General features: G+C 64.1%; 21 protein-coding genes. 14 read left to right on the top strand and 7 right to left on the bottom strand.

Annotated elements, in window-relative coordinates:
* Nucleotides 1-20: 20 nt before the first annotated feature.
* Together EYF70_RS12870 and EYF70_RS12865 are read left to right on the top strand one after the other, a co-directional pair.
* Nucleotides 21-863, top strand: coding sequence for a proteasome-type protease (locus tag EYF70_RS12870; protein WP_131145756.1), 843 nt, complete (start codon nucleotides 21-23; stop codon nucleotides 861-863).
* 101 nt (nucleotides 864-964) lie between these two features.
* Nucleotides 965-1,519 (top strand): hypothetical protein, encoded by a 555-nt coding sequence (locus EYF70_RS12865; protein WP_131145755.1) that lies wholly within the window; start codon nucleotides 965-967, stop codon nucleotides 1,517-1,519.
* A gap of 25 nt (nucleotides 1,520-1,544) precedes the next feature.
* On the opposite strand, the gene EYF70_RS12860 is transcribed toward EYF70_RS12865, so the two are convergent.
* Both EYF70_RS12860 and EYF70_RS12855 read right to left on the bottom strand, forming a co-directional pair.
* Nucleotides 1,545-1,745 (bottom strand): hypothetical protein, encoded by a 201-nt coding sequence (locus EYF70_RS12860; RefSeq protein ID WP_131145754.1) that lies wholly within the window; start codon nucleotides 1,743-1,745, stop codon nucleotides 1,545-1,547.
* A complete protein-coding gene (locus EYF70_RS12855) occupies nucleotides 1,742-2,911 on the bottom strand; it encodes a PepSY-associated TM helix domain-containing protein (RefSeq protein WP_131145753.1) in 1,170 nt (389 codons plus the stop codon). The genes EYF70_RS12860 and EYF70_RS12855 overlap by 4 nt, the downstream gene beginning before the upstream one ends.
* A 252-nt stretch (nucleotides 2,912-3,163) precedes the next feature.
* Between EYF70_RS12855 and EYF70_RS12850 the strand changes: the two genes are divergently transcribed.
* From EYF70_RS12850 to prsT, 5 genes are all read left to right on the top strand, one after another.
* Nucleotides 3,164-4,441, top strand: a complete 1,278-nt coding sequence (locus EYF70_RS12850) for an alpha/beta hydrolase (RefSeq protein WP_131145752.1) — start codon at nucleotides 3,164-3,166, stop codon at nucleotides 4,439-4,441.
* Nucleotides 4,438-4,839: an Hpt domain-containing protein gene (locus EYF70_RS12845; protein ID WP_131145751.1), complete on the top strand. Its 402-nt coding sequence runs from the start codon at nucleotides 4,438-4,440 to the stop codon at nucleotides 4,837-4,839. The genes EYF70_RS12850 and EYF70_RS12845 overlap by 4 nt, the downstream gene beginning before the upstream one ends.
* A gap of 461 nt (nucleotides 4,840-5,300) precedes the next feature.
* Nucleotides 5,301-5,792: an SEL1-like repeat protein gene (locus tag EYF70_RS31245; protein WP_174800401.1), complete on the top strand. Its 492-nt coding sequence runs from the start codon at nucleotides 5,301-5,303 to the stop codon at nucleotides 5,790-5,792.
* A 232-nt stretch (nucleotides 5,793-6,024) separates the two neighbouring features.
* Entirely contained in the window at nucleotides 6,025-6,687 is a 663-nt protein-coding gene (locus tag EYF70_RS12835) for a LuxR C-terminal-related transcriptional regulator (protein ID WP_229420843.1), read from the top strand.
* A 93-nt stretch (nucleotides 6,688-6,780) separates the two neighbouring features.
* On the top strand, nucleotides 6,781-9,558 hold the full coding sequence (prsT, locus tag EYF70_RS12830) for an XrtA/PEP-CTERM system TPR-repeat protein PrsT (protein ID WP_165497653.1): 2,778 nt from the start codon (nucleotides 6,781-6,783) through the stop codon (nucleotides 9,556-9,558).
* Between the two features lie 92 nt (nucleotides 9,559-9,650).
* On the opposite strand, the gene EYF70_RS12825 is transcribed toward prsT, so the two are convergent.
* Together EYF70_RS12825 and EYF70_RS12820 are read right to left on the bottom strand one after the other, a co-directional pair.
* Nucleotides 9,651-11,279 (bottom strand): FAD-binding oxidoreductase, encoded by a 1,629-nt coding sequence (locus EYF70_RS12825; RefSeq protein WP_131145749.1) that lies wholly within the window; start codon nucleotides 11,277-11,279, stop codon nucleotides 9,651-9,653.
* A 1-nt stretch (nucleotide 11,280) separates the two neighbouring features.
* Nucleotides 11,281-12,024 (bottom strand): N-acyl amino acid synthase FeeM domain-containing protein, encoded by a 744-nt coding sequence (locus tag EYF70_RS12820; RefSeq protein ID WP_131145748.1) that lies wholly within the window; start codon nucleotides 12,022-12,024, stop codon nucleotides 11,281-11,283.
* A gap of 220 nt (nucleotides 12,025-12,244) precedes the next feature.
* Here EYF70_RS12820 and EYF70_RS12815 point away from each other — a divergent pair, with 220 nt between their 5' ends.
* The 4 genes from EYF70_RS12815 to EYF70_RS12800 all read left to right on the top strand — a co-directional run bounded on the left by EYF70_RS12815 (nucleotide 12,245) and on the right by EYF70_RS12800 (nucleotide 16,401).
* On the top strand, nucleotides 12,245-13,168 hold the full coding sequence (locus tag EYF70_RS12815) for an EDSAP-1 family PEP-CTERM protein (RefSeq protein WP_131145747.1): 924 nt from the start codon (nucleotides 12,245-12,247) through the stop codon (nucleotides 13,166-13,168).
* Between the two features lie 150 nt (nucleotides 13,169-13,318).
* Complete coding sequence (locus EYF70_RS12810; RefSeq protein ID WP_131145746.1) at nucleotides 13,319-14,848, top strand: XrtA system polysaccharide chain length determinant; 1,530 nt, start codon at nucleotides 13,319-13,321, stop codon at nucleotides 14,846-14,848.
* A gap of 12 nt (nucleotides 14,849-14,860) precedes the next feature.
* Nucleotides 14,861-15,640, top strand: a complete 780-nt coding sequence (locus tag EYF70_RS12805) for an XrtA-associated tyrosine autokinase (RefSeq protein WP_131145745.1) — start codon at nucleotides 14,861-14,863, stop codon at nucleotides 15,638-15,640.
* Nucleotides 15,641-15,660: 20 nt separating this feature from the next.
* Nucleotides 15,661-16,401 carry a class I SAM-dependent methyltransferase gene (locus tag EYF70_RS12800; protein ID WP_229420842.1) on the top strand — a complete coding sequence of 247 codons (741 nt, stop codon included), beginning with the start codon at nucleotides 15,661-15,663 and terminating at the stop codon, nucleotides 16,399-16,401.
* Nucleotides 16,402-16,822: 421 nt separating this feature from the next.
* Here EYF70_RS12800 and EYF70_RS12795 read toward each other — a convergent pair whose 3' ends face one another.
* From EYF70_RS12795 to EYF70_RS12785, 3 genes are read right to left on the bottom strand one after another with little or no spacing between them, the layout of a single operon-like run.
* On the bottom strand, nucleotides 16,823-17,977 hold the full coding sequence (locus tag EYF70_RS12795; RefSeq protein WP_131145744.1) for a glycosyltransferase: 1,155 nt from the start codon (nucleotides 17,975-17,977) through the stop codon (nucleotides 16,823-16,825).
* A gap of 13 nt (nucleotides 17,978-17,990) precedes the next feature.
* A complete protein-coding gene (locus tag EYF70_RS12790; RefSeq protein ID WP_131145743.1) occupies nucleotides 17,991-19,427 on the bottom strand; it encodes an oligosaccharide flippase family protein in 1,437 nt (478 codons plus the stop codon).
* Nucleotide 19,428: 1 nt separating this feature from the next.
* A complete protein-coding gene (locus tag EYF70_RS12785; protein ID WP_229420841.1) occupies nucleotides 19,429-21,513 on the bottom strand; it encodes a glycosyltransferase in 2,085 nt (694 codons plus the stop codon).
* Between EYF70_RS12785 and EYF70_RS12780 the strand changes: the two genes are divergently transcribed.
* Genes EYF70_RS12780 through EYF70_RS12770 form a run of 3 tightly spaced genes read left to right on the top strand, consistent with a single transcriptional unit; the run spans nucleotide 21,497 to nucleotide 24,265 of the window.
* A complete protein-coding gene (locus EYF70_RS12780) occupies nucleotides 21,497-22,942 on the top strand; it encodes a putative O-glycosylation ligase, exosortase A system-associated (RefSeq protein ID WP_229420840.1) in 1,446 nt (481 codons plus the stop codon). The two genes, EYF70_RS12785 and EYF70_RS12780, sit on opposite strands and share 17 nt — an antisense overlap.
* A 4-nt stretch (nucleotides 22,943-22,946) precedes the next feature.
* Nucleotides 22,947-23,669 (top strand): GNAT family N-acetyltransferase, encoded by a 723-nt coding sequence (locus EYF70_RS12775; RefSeq protein WP_131145742.1) that lies wholly within the window; start codon nucleotides 22,947-22,949, stop codon nucleotides 23,667-23,669.
* On the top strand, nucleotides 23,648-24,265 hold the full coding sequence (locus EYF70_RS12770; RefSeq protein ID WP_131145741.1) for an ABC transporter permease: 618 nt from the start codon (nucleotides 23,648-23,650) through the stop codon (nucleotides 24,263-24,265). Before EYF70_RS12775 ends, EYF70_RS12770 begins: the two co-directional genes overlap by 22 nt.
* The last annotated feature ends 18 nt before the right edge of the window (nucleotides 24,266-24,283 follow it).

The following is a 24,283-nucleotide window of genomic DNA, read 5'->3' as shown; positions in this document are numbered from 1 at the left end:
AAACGTGGAAGCGTAATCCCATGACTTATTGTGTTGCCATGCGGCTCGACGCCGGGCTGGTCTTCCTCGCCGATTCACGCACCAATGCCGGGGTCGACCAGATCGGCACGTTCCGCAAGATGAACGTGTTTGAAAATCCGGGCGACCGGACCATGGTGCTGATGACGGCGGGCAATCTGTCGATCTCGCAGTCGGTGCTGCAACTGCTGCACGATCACGTGGGCCTCAACGGCTTTACCATCTGGACCGCGCCGAACATGTACGAGGCGACCCGCATCGTCGGCGAGGCGGTGCGCGCGATCCACCAGCGCGAAGCGCAGGCGCTGGCGCAGTTCAATATCGAATTCAATGTGTCGATCATTTTCGGCGGGCAGATCCGCGGCGAAGCATGCCGGCTGTTCCAGGTCTACTCGGCCGGCAATTTCATCGAGGCGCGTGACGAGAACACCTATCTCCAGATCGGCGAGGCGAAGTACGGCAAACCCATCATCGACCGCGTGGTCACGCCCCGGTCGTCGCTCGACGACGCCGTGAAGTGCGCGCTGATCTCGATGGACTCGACGCTGCGCTCGAACATCTCCGTGGGCCTGCCGCTGGACCTGCTGGCCTACCAGGCCGACAGCCTGGCCGTGACACGCTTCGTCACGATCGATGAAAAGAACGCCTATTTCCAGATGCTGCGCGGCACCTGGGGCGAGCAGCTGCGCCGCGTGTTCGAAGGCATCGACGCACCCCAGTGGCAAGCCATGCCCGGCGCGGACGATCAACCGGTGCGCATGCCGTTGCCGGAAGCGGTGGCGCCGGTGGCGGCACCGCCGATGCTGCAATCGCTGGCCCAGCAGCACGGCGATCCCCGGCAGTAGGCGGCTGGACTTGTCGGCCGTTCGCACTATGCTGAAGGAAGCGCGGACCAGCCGGCGGGAGGACTATGCGGGAACCTACGCAGGAATCGATGCAAGGATCGATGCATGCGCCCGGAGACGAGCGTGGCAATGGACCGGGGAGCGAATCCGGGAACGCATCCGGCCACGGTCCGGGACAGCGGCGTGACGAACACCCCCGGCCGGATGCGGCGTCATCGGACGCCGAGCGCGGCGCCTTTCTGGCCATTGTGCGCGCCAAGCGGCTGGCCGTTCGCCAGGCGGGCGAAGGTTTGCACCGCCGCGACAATGCGCTGACGCTGCTGAGCGTGATCGCCAGCGCCGTGGCAACGGTGCTGACGGCTGCGCCGGCCCTGGGTGGGCCCGAACTCACCCGTGCGCTGGGGTCCGCGGGGCCGGACACGCCGAGCTGGCGCATCCTGTGCGGCGTGGCCAGCATCTGTTCGCTGCTGGCGGCCGTTGCGGCCAATCTTCACAGGCAGCAGGAAGTCACGGCACGCCTGGCACGCTGCCAGACTGGCGCCGCCAGGCTGGAGACCCTGGAATTGCAGGTAACGTTCCAGCGCGCCCCGCTGGCCGACGCGACCGCCGAGTATGGCCGCATCATCGCCGAACTGCCGCCTCTGCCGGAGCCCTAGGGAACGATGTCCACCAGGCGCCGGCCTAGCGACCCGGCCGCCGATCCTGCACGCGTTCCTGCCGGCGCAGGCTGTGCCATATGCCCAGCAATACCGGCAAGCCGAGGGCGACGCCGGAAACAGCGTCCCACAAGCCATCTCCCAGCAGTGCGGCGACCAGGCCGACCGCGGTCAGGATGCCCAGCAGGATCGGCATGCCCCACAGGCGCAGGAATTCCGGGCTCATCGCGCTTCTCCGCGGGCCAGTGCCGGCACGCCAGCCACCTCGGCCGCCGAGCCGTCCTCTTCGGTGGCGCGCACCGGAACGGGCACGCCCCGCTTCACCCACAGGTACAGGCCACTGCCGAGGACAATGATCGTCAGCACGTCCAGCACCGCCCAGAGGAACTGCAATACCGGGCCACCGTAGTCGCCGAAGTGCAGGGGCTGCGAGACGAGCAGCGCGGTCAGATACCACGGCAAGTCGCGGCTGTCCGTGATTTCCGTGGTCTGGGCGTCGATCAGCACGGGCTTGTACAGGCGCGATGTGAGCGGTTCGTCGCCATGCATGAATACGCCATAGTGGTGTTCGCTCGTGTACGGCGTGCCGGGGAAGGCGATGAAGCCCACCTTCATGCCCGGCTCCAGGGCCTGGGCCCGCTCCACCGACGCCGCGAGCGATCCGAACTCCCTGATCGGCGCGGCATTCTTGTAGGGTGCGACCATGTCGGCCATTTCCGTCGACTGCCAGTACTTCAGCATCAGGTCGGCCCACGTATTGATCATGCCGGTACCACCGACCACGAACAGCCACGTCAGGGTAACGATGCCCAGCAGGTTGTGCAGGTCCAGCCATTTGGTACGGTTGGTGCGGGTACGGCGGACGGTGCCGAACTCCAGCTTGCGCATGAAGGGCGCGTACAGCACCACGCCCGAGACGATCGCCACCAGCAACAGGAACCCCATCAACCCGAGGAACAGCTTGCCCCACAAGCCCGCATACAGGTCGACATGGAGGTGGAACATGACGGACATGAAACTGCCTTCGAACTGCGGCGTGGGCAGCACTTCGGCGGTGCGCGCATCGACCGCGGTGGCCTTGTAGTTTTCATCGGTGCCATGGTCGCCCAGCGTCAGGTGCCACAGGTTCGGCTCATCCGCCTCCTGGAACGCGTACATCATCTTCTTGCCGGGATAGGCTGCCATGCCGGCGGCAACGATCGCATCCATGCTGGCCTTCGGCGTGTTGGCCGGCATGGGTTTCGCCTCGACCTCGGTACCGAGCAGGTGGCCGATCTCGTGGTGATAAATCAGCGGCAGCCCGGTGATGCAAAGCAGCAGCATGAAGACGGTGCAGACCAGGCTGCTCCATTTGTGGATCCAGGCCCAACGGCGGACGGCGACAGGGGTCATGACGGTATGCGGAACTTGGTGAAGAGGGGGATGATAATGCAAACCGTTCTCATTTACAAAACAAATCCGGTGGCGAGAGCCGGCGCGCGGCGGGCGCACGTCGCCAGCATTGAATTGCCAGCACCGAATCGCCAGCACGGAAGCGCCAGCATCGCGGCCCTGGCGTACAGGCGCGGCACGCTTGACTTCCGACTGGACTTGCAATGCGGGCTGTGGTGAGATACGACCTACCGCAGCCCGGAGCAAGCTCTCATGGATGTGATCACCACCGCAATGACCGCCGCGATCGCCGATGGGGGCATGGATGCCGCGTACACGATGCTGAAATCGCGCCTGGCGGGCAAGTCGCCCCGGGTCGATGAAGCGATCGCCGATCTGGAACAGGATCCTGGCTCGCTGTCGCGCCAGTTCGCCGTTTCCGATGCGCTGGCCGCCGCGGGGCTTGCAGGCGACCGTTATCTGCGGGCGGCGGCGCGCAACCTGGTCGATGAAGTGGACCGGCGCCGTGCACTGCGTCCGTCCGCCGCGGTGGACCGGCAAGGCGTGGTGCTGCAAGTGTTCTTTGCCACCGACCGGCAGCCGACCGGCGACCGGCACCCGGCACGCCAGTTCGGCGCCGCACGTGGCGAACTCAGCTATGGTAGCTGCGAGGTCGGCATCGGGCACGACACCCTGCCCGACCGACCGGCACTGCCGACACAGCTGCGGCGCCACGCGCGGCCCGATCCGGACGGCCACGCGGTGCTGCTGCGTGCGGAGGTGACGGCGCCTCAGCCATTCTTCCCCGCCGTGGCCGATGCCGTCGCCAGGGCGGGCGGCAGCGCCCTGCTGTTCGTGCACGGTTACCGCGTGAGCTTCGAAGATGCCGCGCGCCGTACCGCGCAGATCGCCAGCGACCTGCATTTTGCCGGCGTGCCGGTGTTCTACAGCTGGCCCTCGCAAGGCCGGCTGTCCGGTTATGCCGTCGACGAGTCGAATGTGGAATGGACGCTGCCGCATCTGGCGGCCTTCCTGACCGGGCTGGTCGAGCAAACCAGGGTCGACCAGGTATACCTGCTGGGCCACGGGATGGGCGCCCGGGCGTTGGCGCGCGTGGTGGCTGCGCTCACGCGTGACCGTCCCGACCTGGCACCGCGGCTGCGCGAGATCATCCTGGCGGCACCCGACCTCGAGGCGGCGGTGTTCCGCGGTGAACTGGCGCCGGCGCTGGCGGCGGTCGGCAGCCGGATAACGCTGTATGCCTCATCCGGCGACGAGACGCTGCAGGTGGCGCAGCGCACGCGGCCCTACCCGCGTGCCGGCGACAGTGGCGACGCACTGGTGATGGCGCCGGGCGTGGAGACGATCGACGCCAGCGATGTCGATACCAGTCTCATCCGCGCTTCGCACGATACCGGGCGCCGCTCGGCGCTGGCGGACATGCAGCAGCTGATCGCCGGGCAACTGCCGCCTTCGCAACGCGCCGGTCTTCGGGCGGTGGATGTTCCCGCAGGGCGCTACTGGACATTCAACGAACGGGAGGTTTCATGACGGCCTATGCAAGTGCCTCGGACGACGCGATCTTTTGCGTGGACGAGCTGGTCGACCAGATGGGCGGAGACGCGCGCGCCATGGCCAAGGTGGTGCGCCGCGTGCGCGCCTGCATCGGCAACGGCATCGATCCGCTGAACCTGGCGGGCGAGGCGGTCCAACAGGCGCGCTTCATGGAAGCGCGCCGTGTCCTGCACAACCTTCGGCACGATGTCAGCGAGCTCGGCGCCAGCCGCTTCGTGGGCGCCTGCCTGGCATTGGAACTGGCCCTGGCCGAAGGCAGGGTAATCGAGATTCCCCTGCTGTTCACCGCCGCGGAAAGCGAACTGCGGCTCGTGATGGACCATGCAGGCACGTGGCTCGACCAGCACGCCGGCCGCGCTGCGCAACGCGAGTAAGCAAGACTGGCGGGCGCCACCAGCACTGAAGCCTCTGCTGCGCGCAGCGTGGCTAGATGTGCCGATCGTTATGCAGACTGGGCTGTACTAACGTCTCGTTACAATTGTTACCCACTTCCCCGTGGCGCCTGCGCCTTTCCGTAAAATCAACATGCTAAGATCGACAGCGTTCCGGACCCATCTGTCGCGGTGGGCCGGACGCCGGGTAGCGCCAGCCTGGCCGGTACGCCTGTTCCGTGCGTGCTTTGCTGCGCCCCGACTCAACAGTAATCGGTATGATTGGCGACTTTCGACCGCGCGGCAGAGGTTGCAACATGGATGTTGCAACATGGATGTTGCAGCTTGGATGCTGCAGCATAGCGGCGCTGATGCGCTCCGCCAGGCCGTTTCCGCAGTGCAAGCGCGATGCAGACGCAGTGCAGACTTGCGTAGTGCAGACTTGATAAGGCAATAAGAACAATATGGAATCATTCAACAAGTCCGGCGCTTTGATCTCGTCGGTGCTGGTCATGGTGGGCGCGCTGATCGCCTGCCAGGCGAAGGAAGGCGCGGTGCCGCCGGCATCTGTCATCGAGGCGGTGGCGCAGCGCCTGAGCGCGCATGGCGGTGCCGCGGCCGAGCGAAGGCTGCGCGAGTGGGCCGAACAAGGTTCCGTCGTGGCCAAGCGTGAACTGGGCATGCTTTACCAAAACAAGACACCGCGCCGCGGCGAAGCGATGCGGCTGTTCGAGGAAGCGGCCCGTGCCGGCGATGCCGAGTCGGCGTTCCAGCTGGCTGAAATGTACCACCGTGCCGGCGATGGTGGCGATCGCCAGGCCGACAAGGCCTGGCCACTGTATGCGCAAGCGGCCGAGCACCGGCATCCGAAGGCGGTGTTGCGCCTGGCCTCGCTGGCGCAAGGTGGCAGCGAGGAAGCTGCCCGCTGGCTTGCCGCGACCGGCACCCCGAAATAGCGCAGCGTGCGGCATGGATAGCCGCACGCTGCCAGGTATCGTCGCGTTGGCGAATTACGCTAGCTGACTGCCGCAGGCTCCCGGTGCGTTGTCAAACGCTGTATCCCGGCCTCACGCGGCACGGCGAATTAACGCTTTTAACATCACTTAACTTGCCTTCTCCGCATTGCAGTTTCATTATGAATGCATGAGAAGCAACAGCGATCTGCTGTTGCGGAACAGGAGAACGACCATGCAAGCCAACCAGCCATCCGTCCACATCATGCACGCCGATGCCGTCATGACGGCCGGCCTCCATGCCCTGCTCGCCGAGCATGGCGCATTCCACCTGACGCTGCAGGACCGGCAACCGCACGGCCAGGCCCATGCGCGCGTGATCATTGCCGATTACGATAGCGGTATCATGCTGGCCAGGCAGTTGTCGCCGGACCGTTCCAGCGCCGCGCCCCGTGTCTTGATCGTGACCCAGCTCGACAAGGAATGGCAGGTGCGCACGGCCATGGACAGCGGTGTGCATGGCTACCTCCTGCAGGGCTGCTCGGCGGAGGAACTGGTGCGGGCCGTACAACAGCTGGGCCAGGGCATGCGCTATCTCGCCGAGGCGGTCACGCGCTGTGTCGCAGACAGCCTGAGCCGGGAATCGCTGACCGGCCGGGAAACGGATGTGCTGTTACTGCTGGCCCGTGGCTGCTGCAACAAGTCGATCGCGCGCGAACTCGGCATTGGCGTGGGAACCGTCAAGACCCACGTCAAGGGCTTGATGAGCAAGCTCGACGCTACTGCGCGCACCCACGCGGTGGTCGTGGCCGCGCAGCGCGGCTTGATCGGCAGCGGGACCCGCCTGCCCGCCCCTTTGCCGGGCCGCCAGCCGCGCCCCGCTGCGGCGATGCAATAAGTATGTTGAAGATGGCAGGCTTCGTTGACAGGGATCAACGAGCTTGCCCGGCGATTTCCTACGCTGGCATTTCAGCCTGCAATGGAGACCGTCATGCCGAATCGCTCGTCCAGCCGCCGTTTTCGTACCACATCCATCCTGAAGGCGCTCAGCGCCCTTCCCTTGCTGCTGGCGCTTGGCGCCTGCAGCCGCCCGCCGCCCGCGGAGGTGCTGCTGGCCGATGCCCGCCGTTTCAGCGCCCAGGGCGATCCGAAAGCCGCGATCATCCAGCTCAAGAATATCGTTCAACAGCAACCCGACCACGTGACGGCGCGGCTGATGCTGGGCCAGATGTACCTCGATACCGGCGACATGGCTTCGGCGGAAAAGGAGCTGCGGCGTGCCCGGGAACTGGGCGCGCAGGCGGACCTGGTTCAGCCCGGGCTAGGCAAGGCGCTCCTGTCGCAAAGCCAGTTCCAGCGGCTGCTTGACGAATTCCCCGCACAGGGAGCGAGTGCCGAGGCGCTGGCCCTGCGCGGGCAGGCCCTGCTCTACCTGGGCCGGCCCGACGAAGCCCACCCCATGTTCGAGCGTGCCTTGCAGCTGAAACCGGGGCTGTCGGATGCCACCCTTGGCCTGGCGAAGCTGGCGCTCATCGGCGCCCAGCCGGATAAGGCCGGGCAATTGCTGGAGCAGGCCATTGCCCAGAATCCCGACAATGTCGATGCGCTGCGGCTGAAGGGGGACCTGCAACTTGCCGCCCACGATCCGGCGGCAGCGCGCAAGAGCTATGAGCGCATCCTCGACATCAAGCCGAACAATGTGCAAGCGCGGCTCGATCTGGCCAACCTCGCGATCCAGCAAGACCGCCTGGATGACGCCCGCCAGCAGATCAAGCTGGCCCGGAAGGCACAGCCGAAGAACCTGATGATCTCCTATTCGCAGGCCTTGCTGGATTTTAGCGAGAAGCGCTACAAGTCCGCACTGGAGCAGGTGCAGCAAGTGCTTCGCGTGGCACCCGAGCATATGCCCAGCGTGCTCCTGGCTGGCGCGGTATCGGTGCTGACGGGCTCCGATACCCGCGCCGAGCAATACCTGACCCAGTTCCTGCAAGCCAATCCGGAGCACCCCTATGCGACGAAACTGCTGGCCACCGTAACGCTGCGCAGCGGCAAGCGGGACGACGCACTCAACATCATGCGCGCCGCACTGAAGGGCACCCCGAACGACGCCGATCTGCTGGCCCTGGCTGGCGAGGCGGAGATGCAGGCGCATAATTTCGCGCAATCCGCCGCCTATTTCGAGAAAGCCAGCGAGTTGAAGCCGGAGCGAAGCGAATTGCGCCTTGGCCATGGCTTCAGCCGGCTGCAGATGGGCGACAGTCCCAAAGCCATCGCCGAACTGGAACGCGCGGCGCAAGGGGGCGGCGGTGCGGAGCGTGCAGGAACGCTGCTGGTGCTGAGCCATATGCGCGACAAGCAGCTCGACAAGGCGCTGAGCGTGGTGGACGCCATGATCGCCAAGGGCGACAGCGCCATGCTGCAAAACCTGCGCGCCGGCGTGGTGCTGGGTAGCGGGGACATCGGTGGCGCACGCGCCGGTTTCATGAAGGCGCTCGCGCTCGACCCGGTGTACCTGCCCGCGCTCGACAACCTGGCCAATCTCGACATCGTGGCGAAAAAGCCCGAGGATGCTCGCCAGCGCTATGAAGCGGCGCTGGCACGCGACAAGAAGAACGCCGCGTTGATGACATCTCTTGCGAACCTGGAGGCACGCGTCGGCAAGCCTGCCGATGCGGGGCGCTGGCTGGAGCAGGCCGCCAAGGAAAATCCCGATGACAGGGCGGCAGCCCGGCAACTGGCAAGCTTTTACCTGCAAACGGGAGAAAAGCGCAAGGCATTGACGCTCGCTCAGAAAATGCAGGCTACCGATACCGCTGATCCGGAGGCGCTGGCACTCCTTGCGCAGGCCCAGGAACTCAACCGGCAAAATGACGCCGCCCTGGAAAGCTGGCATCGTCTCGCGGCCCTGCAACCGGCATCGGCGGCCGTGCAGCTGCGCATTGCCGCCATGGACTTGTCGGCCAAACGCCACGACCAGGCGCTGCAGGCGGCCCGCAAGGCTGTCAAGGCCGATCCCGACAGCGCCGAGGCGCTGGTGCTCCAGCATGCTCTGCTGCTAGACAAGAAGGCGTTCAGCGAAGCACTCGCGGCGGCACAGTCGCTGCAGGCCCGCCATCCGGACTGGCCGCTGGGCTTCAAGCTTGAAGGAGACGTGCTGATGGCTCGCCAGAAGCCCGGCGAAGCGGTGCAACGCTACCAGCATGCGTTGCAGGTCGCCCCGTCGGGGATTCTTGTCATCGCACTGCACGGGGCCCTGGTCGGCGCGGGCAAACCACAAGAGGCCGCGGCACAACTGAGGCAGTGGCTGGACAAGCAGCCAGCCGACCTGCAGGCCCGGACCTACTATGCCAGCACGCTGATGAGCGAAGGCGACCACAAGGCCGCAAGCAAGCAGTACGAGCAGATCTTGCGCAGCGTGCCCGATAACGCTGCGATGCTGAACGAGTATGCGTGGTCGCTACTGCAATTGAAGGATGACCGTGCTCTTGGCAATGCCGAGAAGGCCCATCGTATTGCGCCGAAAAGCCCGGCCATCGCCGACACGCTGGCGGCAATCTTGCTCGACAAGGGCGACACGGCCCGTGCCGTCCCGTTGCTGAAAGCCGCAACGGAACAGGCCCCGGCCGAGAACGACATCCGCTTGCGTTTTGCCCAGGCGCTGTTCCTGTCCGGCGACCGCAAGGGGGCCAGGTCCCAGTGCGAACGATTGCTGGCGGTACGCGACTTCAAGCGCCAGGCCGAGGTGCGCGCGCTGATGGCGAAGCTGTGACGCGGAGGGCACGGCACAGTCCGCATTTGGCAATGCGGTGGAAGCAGCGGCACTCGGGCGCATGCAATTTTCGTGCTGCATGATCTGCTGCCTCATTCGCGCGGGGGCATCCGTGCTGAATACCGGCCTGGAGCGATGACATTGGCCGGATCGAGCGCAGCCTTGATCCGGCCGATCATGCGCCAATAGGCATCGTCGCCGTTGTCCAGATCGGCCATCGATTGCAAGCCGACGCGGTAAGGAATGTAACCCGCGGACATCATCGTTTCAAAGACCTGGCGATAACACCGGCGTGCCCGCTCCACCTCCGCCGGATCTTCGGCATCGTAAGCAACCGTCAGCACGCCGCCCAGTGCGCGCTCGTTGATCATGCTGAACGTCACAAACAGATCAAAGCCGTGCGTGCGGAAGATGGGCTCGGCCAGCGCATGGACGCGCAGCAGATCCGCGCCACGCATCGGCAACACGGGCGATACCCACAGCATGCCGCAGTTGTCCAGTGCCGGGTTGGCATTCGCGGGGAAGCCGGCCGGAAGACCGCCCCGCCGGCGCCAGTAGGCCCCTGCCAGGAACCGGCCATTCGGGATGCCGCGGTTCATGTCGAACAGCGAGCGGCCCAGCGCGACCTTGGCCGCCAGGCGCTTTCCGGCGCCAGTGTTCCCCAGCATGCGCGCGGCGGTGGCGGCCAGATCGAGCTTGCGCTCGTCGAGAAACTGGATGTGGGCCCTGGTTGGCGCGAGCGCCCTGCGCACGGCACGGCGTGCGGCGGCGACCTGGTCATTGCTGCCGTACAGCGCGCCGGACACCGTCCAGGCACCCACCCCCGCCCCTGCGCGCAGTTTCAGGCGCACGTCTTCCGGTAACGGTACCTTGCCACCGGTCAGTTCGCGCGGAAACGTCGTGCCCCCGGAAATCACGCGCAGGTCGTTGCCGATGTGCAGGATACTGCGCAAGGTACCGTCGAGCCGCAAGGGCCGTAACGCATCGATGATGGGTGCGATGTCGTCATGCTCCCGCACCATGCACAGGAAATGGTTGAGCGCCTCGGTCTTCGGCATCAGCCACAGGCCGAGGCTCGTCACGATGCCCATGTTCGACTGGGTGAACAGTCCATCGACGTACGGTCCGACGCCATATGGGTAGACACGATGGTTGATCGACGCGGCGTAATGGCCGAACCCGGTGCGCACGACATCCCCATCGGCCAGCACCAGTTCCATGCTGGCGACATTCTGGAAGCGGTTGCCGTAAGGCGAGTGGCCGAAGCCGCGTTCGAGGATGTTGCCCATCAGGCTCGTGTCGGGGCCGGCGCCGGTGCAATCCATCCACAGCGGCAAGTCGTGTTCCAGCAGGTATCGCGACAACTGCTGCTGCGTGACACCGGGTTCGATCACCACATACGCCAGGGTCGCATCGGCCTCCAGGATGCGGTTCATTCCCGACAGGTCGACGACGGCATGGCCGTCGCTAAGCGCGCAGGCGTCGCCGTAACCCCAGTTGCGGCCGGCGCTGATCGGGTACAGCGGGATACGATGACGGGTGGCCGTACGCACCAGCTGCGTTACCTCGGCGGTACTGTGCGGCTGCAGGATCGCGAGCGGCCATGTGCTCCACGAAGACGTGCTGGCCGCAAAGCGCGCCAGCGTGGCCGGGTCCTGCAGCACGCGGTCGGGACCCAGCAAGCGGCGCCAGCCGAGCAGCGCTTCTTCGGCGGCGGCCATCTCAGTCGCGTCCCTGTTTCAGGCGGGTGGTGATACCAGGTTCGTCACGCAGCGGGAAAAAGTAAGGGTAGAACGACCGCTCACCCAGCGCCTGTTCCATCTGCCCGGCGAACGTGCGGATCTGTTCACCCATGTAATCCAGCTCGAGGCGCAACAGTACGGCGGGCGCGCCGACGCGGGTACACGGCCGCTCGCCGCCAAAGTCGCGAAAGCCCAGCATGCGCTTGTAGAACATGACATGGCGTGGATTCACTTCGATCACGTAATCCGTGTAGTGGTGGATATTGTGGGCATAGATATAGGAGATATGGATCAGTGACGCGAAGACACGCTTCGTCACATCCTTGTCGATGGCCAGGCGGGACGGTTCGCAGAGGAGCCGCCCCTCGAGCCGCAGCTCATCGAGCTTGTCGCGAAAGTTTTCATCGGCGGGCAAGCCGATTTCCGGTGCGTCGAGGCACAGTGACATGGTGCCCACGGTGGCTCCCCCCGTTTCGGCATAGAGCGTGATACGGTTCGGCGCGTGTTCGCTGTCGGCATCGACATCGTAGCCGCGCCAACCATACATCTTGCGTAGCAACAACCCCGCTGCCTCCCTGCCGCCAGCCGTGCTGGCCATCCTGATGTGGAAAACCTGCATGTCGATCGGATGGGTATGCGCCACCCCCGCTTCCTGCTCGCGGATTACCAGGTCACGCAATTTCGCGGCAGCTTCGAAGGATATGATGGTGTCGTCGTGTTGCACGTCTGCTCCTGTGGTCGTGTGGTCTATGTACTTCAGACCGCTGTTCGGGCAGCGAGTTCCATAACCGTCGGACTTTTTTGCAAACCTGGGCCGGGGTCGCCCGGGACTTTTGTAAGCCTTTGATTCTTCATACCCAACCGCAAGTGGCATGAATGCTGCTGAGTAGTGTCCCGTCGGCACAGATTCTCTGGCCGTAACCACTATCAAGGAGTAGTACGCCATGAACATCATCAGGAAAGGTTTTCTGGCCACGGCCGCCGCCGCCACGCTCGCATTCGGTGCCGTCGGCAGCGCCCAGGCGCACGCCTTTGCAGATTCGATTCTGAACGTTTCCAACCTGCGGTTCCTGAACTCCGCCGGCGCCCAGTTCACCGCAGCCGACTTCACGACCTTGGTTGTGGATAACACAAGTAGCGCCACCGCAACGTTCAACGCACTGACCCTGAATGCTGCCACTGGCCCGATCTGCGCGGGGACGTGCCCGGGCGGCGTGAATGGACCACTCCCGGGAACGGGGCGTTTCACGCCATTCCCCGCCGCCACCCTGGCGACTCTGCCCAACGCAACGTTCGGGTTCGGGGATACGTCACTGACGGGTTCGGCCCTTGAACCGGGCGGCGCGAACGCCAGCACCCGCGCCACCGCTTCAGTTTCGGCAAGCCCGAACACCACGGCTGGTACCGCCAACACGGGTACCACGAGTTCGTTCGTGTTTTCCCTGGGCGCTGCCGATTCGATGACCGTGGCGTTCGATGCGGATGCGCATACCGTGGCCCAGGTGCCGATCGGCACCTCGCCTGAGTCGGTGGCTGCGGCGCGGCTGTCCTGGAGCATCCGCATCATCAACCTGGACGACGCCAATCCCCTCACCAGTACCGTCCTGTCCTACTCGCCGAATCAGATCAATGGCGATTCGAATGTCAGCCGCACGCATGCTTTCGCTGGCACGACGGCATACGACTTCGCCGGTTTCCTGTCGGCGACCAGCGCCCTGCTGACTGCCGGCACGAATTACCAGCTGACGATCCAGCACTCCACGTTTGCCGACGCCCGGCAGGAGGAAATTCCGGAACCGGCAACGCTGGCCATCGTTGCTGCCGGCCTGCTCAGCATGTCCCTGGTCAGCCGCCGTCGCAAGTCCTGAGCCGGCGTTCCTCGCGGTCACTCATGCGTACCCCCGGTAACACCGGCGGTACGCATTTTTTGATGGGACGCAAGAGCTCAGCAGGTACGAACTTGCGCCCCTGAGCCCAACCATATAATCGATCGGAATAGGTTCACTCGGAGACCGGTTATGGAAGAAATCATCGCCCAGCTACAGTCCGGGTTGAAGGGAATCTGGAAATACCGCTGGAGCGCGGTACTGGTTGCCTGGCTGGTGGCGACCGGTGGCTGGATCAAGGTTTACCTGCTGCCCGACGACTACCAGACCACGGCCCGGGTTTTCGTCGATACGCAAAGCATCCTCAAACCGCTGCTGTCGGGCATGACCTCCATGCCGAATGTCACCCAGCAGGTGGCGATCATGAGCCGCACCCTTCTCAGCCGGCCGAACGTGGAACGCGTGATTCGCATGGTCGACCTCGATATCAAGGCCGCCACGCCGCGCGAGCATGAAAAACAGGTCGAGGACCTCATGCAGAAGATCCGTATCGGCGGCACCAGCACTTATGACATTTACACGATCAGCTACAGCAACAGCGATCCACGCCTGGTACGCGACGTCGTGCAATCCTTGCTCACGATCTTCGTCGAAGGTGGCTTGAAAGGCAAGAAAGGGGAATCGGAAAAGGCCGTGCAATTCATCGATGACCAGATCCGTGCCTATGAAGACAAACTCCTCACCGCGGAGAACTCGGTCAAGGAGTTCAAAATGAAGAACAACGCGCTACTGCCGCGACAGGGTATCGACTATGGATCGCAGGTGCTGATCTCGACCGACGCGCTCAACAACGCGAAACTTGAACTGGTCGAAGCCGAGCAGGGCCGCAATGCGATCAATTCGCAGATCGTGGGAGACGAGCCCATTCTCGGTACCGACCTGACACCGGCGTCGATCGACAATCCGGAGATCGACGGTCGTATTTCAGCCTTGGCAAAGTCGCTCGACGCATTGTTACTGCAGTACACCGAGGCACACCCGGACATCATTTCCACGCGGCGGCTCATCGCGCTGCTCGAAGAGCGCAAGCTACAGGAGGCCAAAACCCGCGCCGCCCCGTCCGATCCAGGCAAGGGCTACAGTCCGATGCTCCAGCAATTGAAGGTTGCATTGGCCGAGGCGGATGCGCGGGTGGCGTCGATTCGCGCCCGCGTTACCGAACTTGAACAGCGGCACAATGCCCTTGTCGAACAGAGCCTGGCGGTGCCGGAAGTGGAATCGCAGCTGGCACAGCTGAACCGCGATTATCAGATCAACAAGGACAACTACGAGAAACTGATCGAGCGGCGGGAAGCCGCCAAGCTCTCGGGCGACCTGACCACCACGACCGACATGTTGAGCTTCAAGATCATCGACCCACCGACGGTTCCGCTGCGCCCAATCGGGCCCAACAGAACATTGCTCTACAGCGTGGTATTCGGCGTAGCCGTGCTCGCGGGGGCAGCGGTGGCACTGCTGATCAGCCAGGTGCGCCCCACCTACCTGAGCCCCGCCCATCTGCGTGAAGCAACAGGCCTGCGCGTGCTGGGTGCGGTGGCAATGAACTGGACGGAGCCGGAGCGCAAGAAGCGGCGCCGCGGGCAAATCGGTTTCGGCGCCGGCGTAGCCTGCCTGTTCATGTCCTACGGCGGCGTGATGGCGCTGTCAATGCTTCAGTCATAGCCGGAGACGACAATGATCCCGAATACCAGTGTGCCGCGCACGGAACCTTCCCTTGTCACTCCCGACAGCCGCTTCGCCGATATCAATCTTTCACGTCTGCATCTGCTCGGAATGATCACGGACCAAGGCGGGAGAAGCGCTGTCGCGGAGGATTTTCGTCTCATCAAGCGACCGTTGTTGCGCAGTGCACGCGGCACCGATGGTCCATCGATACATCATGGCAACTTGATCATCGTCACGAGCGCGCTGCCCGGCGAGGGTAAAACGTTCTGTGCCATCAACTTGGCGATGAGCATGGCCATGGAGCGCGACACCACGGTATTGCTCGTGGATGCCGACGTCGCCCGCCCTGCCATGCTCAACGTGCTGGGCCTCGATGCGCGGCCCGGCTTGATGGACGTGCTGCTCGACGAAGACCTGGATCTGTCGGAAGTCATCCTCAGAACCAACGTTCCCGCACTCAGCTTGCTGCCGGCCGGTCGTCGCAATAAACACGCGACCGAGCTGCTCGCCAGCCGTAATATGTCGCGCCTGCTCGACGACATCGCCAGCCGGTATCCCGACCGTATCGTCATTTTCGACTCGCCGCCGCTTCTGCTCACATCCGAAGCAGGCGTCCTGGCATCACAGATGGGCCAGGTCGTCATGGTCGTGGAAGCGGAACGCACCACGCACAGTTCGGTACGCGAGGCCTTGCGCCAGGTTGAAGCATGCGACCACGTGAATCTCATCTACAACAAGACCCAGGCGTTTTCGTGCAGCGACCAGTACGCCTATTACGACCGGGGATGATCATGTTTCCAGTAACGTCCATGCTCTTCATCGGCGCGACCTTGTTGCTGTGTGCGTACACGCTGCACAAAGTGCGGCTGGTTCACCTGATGCTCCACGATGTCCGCGACCAGTCACACCACGAAAGCGCCAGCCTGTTTCGCCAGCTCGAAGCTCTGCAGGGTTTGTACACGGATCTGGGCCTGTCCCGCAGCCTGCCCAATACGCGGGGTTGGGCGGCGTCACCTGACTTTCTCCTCGAATTGACTCGGCACGCGCTGGCGGAAGCGCCGAACGTCATCGTCGAGTGCAGCAGTGGCACCTCGACGCTCGTGCTTGCACGTTGTGCGCAGCTCAGCGGCAAAGGCAGAGTATTCAGCCTGGAACACGATCCAGCGTATGCACGCGAGACGCGCCGGCAGCTCGAACGGCACGGCTTGTCGGCCTGGGCGCAGGTTATCGACGCGCCGTTGACGTCCCGGGAGTTTGCCGGTGCGTCGTGGCCCTGGTATGCGACCGATGGCTTGCCGCCGGGCGCGGAGATTGACATGCTGGTCATCGATGGGCCGCCGCAGGCGACGCGTTCGCTGGCCCGCTATCCGGCCGGCCCGGCATTGTTCGGTTGCCTGTCGCCAGGCGCAGCGGTTTTCCTCGACGACGCGCGGCGAAGTGATGAACAACAAATCCTGCGCCGCTGGGCCGAGGAGTATCCCGAAGTCGAACAGCGCCAGCTGCCATGCGAAAAAGGTGCTGCTGTGCTGCGCTATCGACCACGCGCATAGGTTCGCCTCGCTCGCGGAAGCACGCCTGTGCAGCCACTTTTGCGCACCCAAGTCCGTCGATTGCCTCTGCTGTGAAATGCGGCTCGCCGATGTATCAGGCTCGAAGAAATTAGTTCACGCCCATTGCTCCTATCGGGCCGCGCAACCGGGACCATTTCTCGCGCGCCATTCGGCAACGCGTCAACCAGCGAAACGTCTCGCAAAAGTGCTGATGAGAGAGGGTGCACTGCGCGGTCGCGTAGCTTTGAATCAAGGCGCGGCATCTACGTCAGGCATCACGCCTCGAGCACGACAAGGCCGTATCTGCGTGAAGAGTTCACCTCACACGACCGTTCCATGTCAGCGGCCGGGGAAACAGCGACGTTGCCGATCGGGAATCGCAAGCGACGCTGCGCCGCCAATGCGGCGTGACCGCGTCGGGTCAGGAAGAGGTTCCTTCCGGCTCTTCGGCCTGCCGCACCAACTCGGTTTGCTCGCCGTATGAGGGCATAGTTTGCTGGTCGGCAGCGTCGGGCTTGTCCGCCCGCAGGCTTGAAAGAAGCTCGACGTAGCTGTCCGCAATCCCTGCGGCAACGCGCTGCCACGTGTACTGTTCGACCAGCGCCCGCACCGCTTCACGTTCCGGCGGCCGGTCGATGAAATCGCGGATCGCCGCGCGCTGAGCGGTCGCATCGTGCCAGTGCGCCTTCCGCAGCGCGAACGCGCTTTCTCGCAGGTCGAGCGCGTTTTCGTCGGTCATGACCACCGGGGTCCCGGCAGCCAGCGATTCGAGTACCGCCAGCGGAAATACCTCGCCATGGCTCGGCAGTGCCACGACCGATGCCGCATGGTAGGCGCTGGCCAGCAGGGGGTCGTTGTGCTCCAGTGCCCCCAGCCAGCGTACCCACGGCGACCGCAACACGGTGTCCAGATAGACTTGATCCTGTCGGGCCACGCGCCCTATGAGCACGACCGGCAGGTTCATGTTGGCCAGGGCCTGGACCAGGCCAAGCTGGTTCTTGTAGGGATTGATCGAACCGACCATCAGTACGAAGGGGCCGGTGATTCCCGTGCGGTGGCGAAACAGCTCTGGCCGTGATGTGAAGAAGTGCTTGTTGATGCCATTGGGGTATACGCGGATCTTCACGGGGTCGACGAGAAAACCCGAGACGATTGCTTCCCGCTCCGCTTCGCCGAGAGCGATCACAAGTTTCGCCAGCTGTAATGCGCGTTTCGTCTGGGCATAACTGGTCTGGACGTTCCAGGCTGTCAACCGGCCAGCCAGCCGGTCCGCCACGCGAGCGCGGAACCCGGAAGCCCGGTCCCATCCTGGCGAGAGCAAGGGAGACAGCACAACCGGCACACCCATCTCGCTGGCCGCTTCCACCACCCGATAATTGCCATTAATGGCAGAGAAGACGTGAATCAGATCAAACGTGTCGAGTCGTTCGCGATTCGGGTCGACCAGCTGCGCCTGCAGGGGCCGCGATGCCACCGGGCCGATCCTGTTCAGGGCAGCAATGGTTTCTCGGACCTGGACCTGAAGTCCGCCGTCACGCTGGAACAACATCGGATATGACAAAATGCCCACGCGCATGGCTTACCCCTTCTTACACTGCATTACGACGCCGAACGCTGCGCCACGCAAATTCCAGCTCTCCCGCCAGGGGATGCCGGAACGCCAGTACACCGACGAGCCATAGCACCGTCGCAGCCGAGGACGCTACTGCGAGTTGCGCGGGGCCCGGCTGCATCATTGCCAGCGCGGCCACCGGTGCCACTGCCGTGAGCGCCGCCAGCGCGGCACTTCGACTGACGGCGCGACAGAGCGCCGCAGCGTTAATCCCGGCAAGCCTCGACAGGTAACGCCATGTGAGCCAGCAACGAAAAATAGCTCCCCCGACGATCGCCAGCGCCACCCAATGCAGGCCGAACAAAGCCGCAGGCAGCACTAGCAATACGCGGACCATTACCGAAACCGTATCGAGCCAGGCCTGGTCACGCACATGTCCGGTGGCGATGAACAGATACCGCGCCATGATGAACATGCTATAGAGCGCTGACGAGCAACACATGATTCGTATCAACGGCGCAGCTGCATCCCATTGCTCCCCGTACACAAGATTGACAACGGGCAGTGCCAGCACGCCCAGCAGTACAAAGAAAGGCCAGGCAATGCCGGTCATGCAGCTGACAGTGAGCAGATACGTGGCACGCAGGTCGCGTCCATCCCTGGCCTGCCCGGCGAACAGCGGCAGAAGCACTGGCGATACCGCACTCGTAACCGCCTGGCTGAATAAGTTGAGCAAGGCCTGTGCCTTGCCGAATGTGGCCACCGCTTCAGCGCCCAGCAACTTTCCCATGACCAAATCCGGCGCCGCGACACCGGCTTCATCGGCCATATTGCCTCCTGTTGCATAGAAACTGAAGCCGAGAACCGCGCGCGCGCCGCGCAGCCGCGGCAGCCACGGCAGTTCTGCCGGGCGCAACGGCAGACTGACCATGAGTGCCGCCAGTGCGGCGGCCACAGTGCCCCATGCAAGGCTGAGGCAGCCGAATCCCAGTGCGGCAAGCCAGACGGTGCTGACCAGCTGCACTACGCTGTGCGTGGTGTTGATGAGGTAGATCGCGGAGACGCGCAATTGCCGGCGCAAAAAGGACAATGTCAGGGCCGTAAACGGAACGAGCAGAAAATTCACGGCCAGCAGTCGCATGACCTCCCTCAGCCGGGGTTGGGCGTAGAAATCCGCCATCACGCCGCTGAGCACTGCGATCAGTACCGCAAGTGTCCACGCCGAGCCGACGGCCACGCCCAGCGCGGCGCGCAACTGTTCCTGCGACAGCGTCTTCGCGGCAACCACATACTGGCCGACCCCGAAATCACGCACCACCTGTGCCAGGCCGACTAGCACGGCACCAATCGAAAAGATGCCGATCTCGGCGGGCGGCAGCATTCGCGCGATGATCATCGTGCCAACCACACCGACCAGCAGCAGCGTATATCGTTCGCCGAAGGACACGAGGAACGTGCGTCGGGCAGAGGCCATGCTACAGCAGCCCATCATAGAACTGATGCACCAGCGCCTGGACCCGGGGCGTGCTGAAACGGCGAATCGCATCTGCCCTGCCCTGTTCCCCCATGCGTGCACGCAGGTCCGGATCGGCGAGCAGCCTGGCCACTGTCTGCTCCACGACGCGATTGTCCTCGAGCGGCACGAGTACGCCGCCGGCGCAGCCGGAAAGGACATCGGTATTGCCGGGAACGGCGCTGGCAACAGCCGGGACACCGCATGCCATCGCTTCGATGGTCGCAATGCCGAAGCCCTCGCGCCGGCTGAGAAGCAGGTGGACATCCAGCGCCGGCATGATCTCCTCGATGCGGGCGTGGTAGCCGGTGAAGATCACGAAGCGTTCCACCCCGAGCGCGCTGGCCACCTTGCGCACTTCGTCCTCCAGCGGACCGGTACCCGCCAACACCAGATACAGTGCCGGGAAATCTCCGCGCAGGGCATGCAGCAGCGCCACCAGTGCCTCTGGACGCTTTTGCGGCGACAAACGTGCGACGGAACCCATTACCAAGGCATCCGCGGGCAAACCCCAGCGCTGCCGGGCAGCCGCGCGCAACGCGGGCGATGGGCAAAAGCGCTCGGTATCCACGCAGTTCGGGATCACGGCAAGGCGGATGTCGCTCCGCAGATATGGCCGGTACAGGGCAAGAAAATGCTGCAAGGCCGATTCAGTGGCGCCATAGATGCCGCGCACAGCCGCGAATGCTTCACGCAGGAGGGGGTGATGCCAGCGGCCGAATTCGCAGTGGGGAAACGTATTGTGCACGCTGATCACCGCCGGCAGGCCGCAGCGGCCGGCAAGCCACAGCGCCGTGGCGCCATAGGTGTTCCAGCAAAATGCCACGTGTACCAGGTCCGCCCGAAAACGGCGCATGGCTCGCACGCTGCCGAACAGCGCACGGAACTTGTTGGTGCGTCGCCATCGCCATTGTTCGAGCACCGGTGGCGGTGCAAAGCGCATCACCGGCAACCGGCGCTCGCGCAAGTCGGCAGCCCAGCTGCCGCTGCGGGGAAACGGCCGGATGGCCAACATGCCCTCGAATCCAGCGGCGCGCAGGAATTGCGCCTCCTGCGCCATGCGGAGCTCCATGCCACCGAGTTCGCCGGAATAACTGGTAATCAAGACCCTGCCCCGGCTCGCCGGCGGGCTGCCGCGCCACGCTTCGTGGGCATAGCCCCGCAGGTAAGCCAGTTCCCAGCGGCGCAAGAATGCGCTGTCGGCGTCGCGCCGCATCCACGCGGTCGCGAGGCCGAGCAATTCAGCCACATACCGGCTGAACATCCAGCGGGGAACGCCCAACCATTCCGGGAAGCGCCCCGGGCATTCCTGCCGAAACTTGCCACGGCCGAAGCGCCTGGCCCGCTCGAGCACCCACGCATGGGTCATCTGGTCAGGACGTATGTAATGCGCCACCCGTGCTGCGCGGCAGAACCAGGCGCGGTGGCCAGCATCGCCGAGCCGGCGTGTCAGCTGTGTTTCGCTGCCCATCGCGTAGGCGCCCGCGGCAGGCCCGACCGATTCATCGAACAGCAGGCCGCCATCGAACAGATGCCGGCGGATCGCCATGTTGGCGCCCCAGACGAGACCCGGGAAAACCGGCCCCTCCGGCGTTTCCGGGGGGGTGATGCCGAACGTCAGGCCGAGCGGCACCAGCCGTTCGATCCACGCCGGGGCGGCCTCGCCCCAGTCGGCAGCAATGGCGCCCGCAAAAATATCGAACGCGCGTTGCGCGCACGCGGCGGCTGCCAGCTGCACAAGCCAGTCCGCGGCGGGCGTTGCGTCGTCGTCGGTAAACACGAACAGGCCGTCGTTATCGGCCTCTTCCAGTGCCAGCACGATGGCCGCGTTCAATGCGACGTTCTTGCCGCGCCGTGGCTCGAAAACATAGTGGATGGGCAGCCGGTCGGCATAGTGCTCGATCAGCATGCGCGTGCCATCGGTACTGCCATTGTCCGCGATGACGATGCGCCACCCGCCGGGCGGTACGATCAGCCTGCAATAAGCGTCGAGCACCTTTGGCAGCGTGGCGGCGCCGTTGAAGGTTGCCATGAGAACGGTCAACAAGGGCGCTCCTCCTGCGACATATGATGGACTGCCGGGCTGGACCAGTGTACTGGCGGGCCTGATCACTTCGTTGAGCCCCGTCAAGAAGGAAGCCATGCGCGACATTTTCGTTACCTTGCTGGTCCTCGCTGGTCTGCCCTTCGCCTTGCAACGCCCCGTCATCGGCGGCCTGATGTGGGTCTGGATCAGCGTCATGAATCCTCACACCCAGGGTTGGGGTTTCGCCACCACATTCCCCTTCGCGCAGTTGATCGCCGGCGTGACCATCCTCAGCCTGCTCAAGTCGCGCGAAAAAAACACGCTGCCGATGACGCCGGTTACCGTCACGTTGATCGCGTTCGTCATCTGGATGAACATCACGACGCTGTTTGCCATCATTCCCAATGCGGCCTGGGGACAATGGAACAAGGTGATGAAGATCATGCTGATGACCTTTGCCGTGATGATGGTCATCCGCAAGCGCGAACATGTCCGCCACCTGGTCTGGGTACTGGTGATATCGCTGGGGTACTACGGGGTGAAGGGCGGGATCTTTACGGTGCGAAGCGGCGGCAACCAGCGGGTCTGGGGTCCGCTGGGCACCTTCATCGGTGACAACAACGCGCTGGCTCTGTCACTGATCATGACGATCCCGTTGATGTATTACCTGATGCAGGAACTGCCGAAGCGCTGGATGCGCCAGCTGATGCTGATCTCGATGGGCTTGTGCGCGCTGGCCGCACTGGGCAGCTACTCGCGCGGCGGCGTGCTCGCCATCGTGGCGATGCTGGTCTTCATGTGGAAGAAGAGCCGGCACAAGGTAGTCGGCGCCGCCCTGCTGGTACTGCTTGCTCCGCTCGCGGTTTTGTTCATGCCCGAGCAGTGGAGCGCGCGGATGGACACGATCGCCGAGTACCAATCCGACGGTTCCGCCATGGGCCGCATCAATGCGTGGCACATGGCATTCAATCTGGCCCGCGACCGCTTCTTTGGTGGCGGCTTCTCGATGTACGAACCGGTGACGTTCGCCATGTACGCACCGGATCCGTCCGGGGTGCACGCCGCGCACAGCATCTACTTCCAGGTGTTGGGCGAGCATGGATTCATCGGGCTTGCCTTGTACCTGATGCTGGGAATCATGACCTGGCGTTACGCTGCCTGGATCGTGCGGCACGCCGGCGGCCACGCGGACCTGCAGTGGGCCACATCGCTGGCGGCGATGATGCAGGCAAGCCTGATCGGATTCGCCGTCGGTGGCGCCTTCCTCAGCTTGCTGTATTGGGATGTGCCGTACTACATGATGGTCGCGATCATGGCAACCCGCACGCTGGTGCAGCAGCGTCTGGCCGCGTCGCCGGCGCCCGTGTCCCCGATTCGCCACCGCGGCGCACCAGTCGGCTCTACCGTTGAGTCGCCACAAGGGAGGAGCGCCAGGCCGGAGGTTAAATGAAGCGATGAACAATCGCCTCCTTAAATCCGTTGCCGAACTGGGCTGGCTAAACGCCCTGATCTATGGCGTGGCGCGGCTGTCGCGCCGGACCCCCATCCGACTCCACCGCTACTACTTTGTCGCACAGCGCGTGGCCACCAATCCCGCCCGCGGCGGCTGGGGACGGGCGATCCAGGTCCGTCCACTGTCGGTGCTGGGCGATGTCCCATGGGGCTATCCGCGCCCGCTCGATGTCGTCGCCGAGCGTTTCCGCCAGGGCGGTCACAGCCTGGCAGCGTGGCGCGGCGACGAACTGGCAGGCTTCCTGTGGTACCAGTTCGGCGCGTACCGGGAGGATGAAGTGCGCGTCCGCTACTGTCTCGCTTCGCCCCACTCCGCCTGGGACTATGACGTATTCGTGCAACCGCACCTGCGGCTCGGCCCGACCTTCTCCAAGCTGTGGGAGGAAGCCCACTTGCGCTTGCATGCCCGCGGTGTACGCTGGACTTGCAGCAGGATCTCAGCCTTCAACCCGGATTCGCTCCGTTCGCACGCACGCCTGGGAACGGTGCGTCTCGGCAGTGCGACCTTCCTGGCGATCGGCCGCTGGCAGTGCATGCTTGCCACCCAGGCGCCATACATCCACTTCTCGTTCAATGCCGCATCCATTCCGCAGTTGCGGTTCAACACCGATGCGCTGGAACACGCGCCCAGGAGAGAGTCCCTATGCCATCCCGGCCAACCCTGATCGTTTCGCTCGTGCTGTTGAGCGGCGTCGCGCAAGCCGCCACCGATTGCCCCGCGTTCAACAACTCCGTCAGTGGCGGCGACTACACCAGCTCCGAAGACCGCCCAAAGCTCAACGTCGTCGAGCAGTTTCACTTTACGCCACAGGTCGAGCGCCTGGAACGTGGCCAGTCCGGCTATCTGGCCGATGATATCGCCTATACGCTCGATCACTTCGCCAACCATCATCGGGCGCTGACGTCGCTGGCCCGCCTGGCGCTGCGTGAAAAGTCGCCACGCCCAAAGGGCATGAAATACACCGTCGATTGCTACTTCGACCGCGCGATCCGGTATCGGCCCAGCGATTCGCGCGTTCGTGCAATCTTCGGCGGCTACCTGCTGGTACTTGGCCAGGAAGAGGCAGCGTTGGTTCAGCTCGAAGAAGCGGCCAGGCTGGAACCCGGCAATGCCACGAACCAGTACAACCTCGGGCTTCTGCATGTGCGCCGGAAGAACTTCGACAAGGCACGCGAAGCGGCGAAACAGGCGTATGCGCTGGGCATGCCGCTGCCGGGCCTGAAGAACAAGCTGGTGGCCGCCGGCCAGTGGAAAGATTGACCGTGGCCCCCACTGTGC

This window comes from Pseudoduganella albidiflava (genome assembly GCF_004322755.1).
In the GTDB taxonomy this organism is placed as follows: Bacteria; Pseudomonadota; Gammaproteobacteria; order Burkholderiales; family Burkholderiaceae_D; genus Rugamonas; species Rugamonas albidiflava.
Note: the sequence above shows the minus strand (reverse complement) of the source record. Positions and strands in the feature narration are given on the sequence as shown.

What these genes read in the sequence shown, in the direction of transcription:
- EYF70_RS12835 (WP_229420843.1), top strand. Translation starts at nt 6,025, where the DNA reads ATGCAAGCCAACCAGCCATCCGTCCACATCATGCACGCCGATGCCGTC.
- EYF70_RS12850 (WP_131145752.1), top strand. Translation starts at nt 3,164, where the DNA reads ATGGATGTGATCACCACCGCAATGACCGCCGCGATCGCCGATGGGGGC.
- EYF70_RS12855 (WP_131145753.1), bottom strand. Translation starts at nt 2,911, where the DNA reads ATGACCCCTGTCGCCGTCCGCCGTTGGGCCTGGATCCACAAATGGAGC.
- prsT (WP_165497653.1), top strand. Translation starts at nt 6,781, where the DNA reads ATGCCGAATCGCTCGTCCAGCCGCCGTTTTCGTACCACATCCATCCTG.
- EYF70_RS12770 (WP_131145741.1), top strand. Translation starts at nt 23,648, where the DNA reads ATGCCATCCCGGCCAACCCTGATCGTTTCGCTCGTGCTGTTGAGCGGC.
- EYF70_RS12790 (WP_131145743.1), bottom strand. Translation starts at nt 19,427, where the DNA reads ATGGCCTCTGCCCGACGCACGTTCCTCGTGTCCTTCGGCGAACGATAT.
- EYF70_RS12775 (WP_131145742.1), top strand. Translation starts at nt 22,947, where the DNA reads ATGAACAATCGCCTCCTTAAATCCGTTGCCGAACTGGGCTGGCTAAAC.
- EYF70_RS12780 (WP_229420840.1), top strand. Translation starts at nt 21,497, where the DNA reads ATGAGAACGGTCAACAAGGGCGCTCCTCCTGCGACATATGATGGACTG.
- EYF70_RS12810 (WP_131145746.1), top strand. Translation starts at nt 13,319, where the DNA reads ATGGAAGAAATCATCGCCCAGCTACAGTCCGGGTTGAAGGGAATCTGG.
- EYF70_RS12795 (WP_131145744.1), bottom strand. Translation starts at nt 17,977, where the DNA reads ATGCGCGTGGGCATTTTGTCATATCCGATGTTGTTCCAGCGTGACGGC.
- EYF70_RS12865 (WP_131145755.1), top strand. Translation starts at nt 965, where the DNA reads ATGCATGCGCCCGGAGACGAGCGTGGCAATGGACCGGGGAGCGAATCC.
- EYF70_RS12815 (WP_131145747.1), top strand. Translation starts at nt 12,245, where the DNA reads ATGAACATCATCAGGAAAGGTTTTCTGGCCACGGCCGCCGCCGCCACG.
- EYF70_RS31245 (WP_174800401.1), top strand. Translation starts at nt 5,301, where the DNA reads ATGGAATCATTCAACAAGTCCGGCGCTTTGATCTCGTCGGTGCTGGTC.
- EYF70_RS12805 (WP_131145745.1), top strand. Translation starts at nt 14,861, where the DNA reads ATGATCCCGAATACCAGTGTGCCGCGCACGGAACCTTCCCTTGTCACT.
- EYF70_RS12870 (WP_131145756.1), top strand. Translation starts at nt 21, where the DNA reads ATGACTTATTGTGTTGCCATGCGGCTCGACGCCGGGCTGGTCTTCCTC.
- EYF70_RS12800 (WP_229420842.1), top strand. Translation starts at nt 15,661, where the DNA reads ATGCTCTTCATCGGCGCGACCTTGTTGCTGTGTGCGTACACGCTGCAC.
- EYF70_RS12860 (WP_131145754.1), bottom strand. Translation starts at nt 1,745, where the DNA reads ATGAGCCCGGAATTCCTGCGCCTGTGGGGCATGCCGATCCTGCTGGGC.
- EYF70_RS12845 (WP_131145751.1), top strand. Translation starts at nt 4,438, where the DNA reads ATGACGGCCTATGCAAGTGCCTCGGACGACGCGATCTTTTGCGTGGAC.
- EYF70_RS12825 (WP_131145749.1), bottom strand. Translation starts at nt 11,279, where the DNA reads ATGGCCGCCGCCGAAGAAGCGCTGCTCGGCTGGCGCCGCTTGCTGGGT.